Origin of the sequence: Butyricimonas hominis (assembly GCF_014287455.1) — a bacterium.
Lineage (GTDB): Bacteria > Bacteroidota > Bacteroidia > Bacteroidales > Marinifilaceae > Butyricimonas > Butyricimonas muris.
The window spans coordinates 1-1,205 of record NZ_JACOOH010000041.1 but is presented as its reverse complement, the minus strand read 5'-3'; the positions used below and the strand labels follow the sequence as shown (position 1 = coordinate 1,205).

Sequence of the window (1,205 nt, the reverse complement as noted above, 5' to 3'; positions counted from 1 at the left end):
TTTGCCACTCTCCGGCGTGGATCTGCTCGAAAAGCAGACCAAGCCGAAACCGCTGCACACGGAAAGCAGCCTGTTGGCGGCAATGGAGAACGCAGGCAGGGAACTGGAAGATGCCGAACTGAAAGCCAGCCTGAAAGATGTCGGGATAGGCACGCCCGCCACCCGTGCGGCGATTATCGAAACGCTGTTCGCCCGCCAGTACATCGTGCGTGAGAAGAAGAACCTTGTGCCTACCGACAAGGGGCTTGCCGTTTATGGGATTGTCAGGGACAAGAAGATTGCCGATGTCGAAATGACGGGTATGTGGGAAACCGCCCTTGCCAAGATAGAAGCGGGCAGCATGGATGCCGACACGTTCCGGAAGGGCATCGAGGTGTACGCAACGCAAATCACCGCAGAACTGCTATCGGTGCAGCTATCTGTCGCTACTGGTGAAACCTGCCCCTGCCCGAAATGCGGCAGCGGGCGCATCCTGTTCTACCCGAAAGTGGCGAAGTGTTCCAACGTGGACTGCACGCTTACCATATTCCGCAACAAGTGCGACAAGCAGCTTTCCGACAAGCAGATTGTCGAGCTGGTGACGAAACGCAAGACCGGGCTAATCAAGGGCTTCAAGGGCAAGAACGGCAAGGCTTTCGATGCTTCGCTGGTACTGGACGAGCAGTTCAATGTCGGTTTTTCATTCCCCGAAAAGAAAGCGAAACCGAAGAAATAGCTTATCTTTGCCGCTGAAATTTCATTGTGATAGGTTTTACAGCTTATAATAATTGAAATTTTAGTGGTTGCGCCCGGAGGGAAACCGGGCGCATTTTTTATATGTTCCCGCCAAACAGGTAGGTCGAACAGACCACCCCGTTATCCAGCACCCTGCTTTCCGAGAGCTTCCACAGCGAGCCGGATGTTTCCCCGACAAAACCGATGCCGTTGCCCGCCATGACCGGGACGGTGTAGATTGTCAGGCTGTCCAGCAGTCCGGCTTTAATCAATGAAGTAAGCAGCTTGCCGCCACCCACCACCAGCATGTCGGTTTCCTGTTTCAGTTCATAGACCCTTTGCAGCGGTTCTTCGGTCAGGAACTCCACCCCGCAGTCCGGTGTAACGTTGGTGTCGTAGTGTGACACCACAAAAGACCGTTTGCTTTTGTGCGGCCACCCGCCCCAGTGTTCAAAGATGTAGTTGTAGGTGTTCGCCCCCATAAGCAGGCA

At 54.4% G+C, this 1,205-nt stretch carries 2 protein-coding genes; one reads left to right on the top strand and one right to left on the bottom strand.

From position 1 onward, the window contains the following. Positions 1-715 (top strand): DNA topoisomerase (locus tag H8S64_RS22075; protein ID WP_186978721.1); only part of this gene is annotated, 715 nt, incomplete at its 5' end. Positions 716-812: 97 nt separating this feature from the next. On the opposite strand, the gene H8S64_RS22070 is transcribed toward H8S64_RS22075, so the two are convergent. After that, positions 813-1,205, bottom strand: a 393-nt coding sequence (locus H8S64_RS22070; RefSeq protein WP_186978720.1) for a dihydrofolate reductase family protein, incomplete at its 5' end; no start/stop codon positions are given.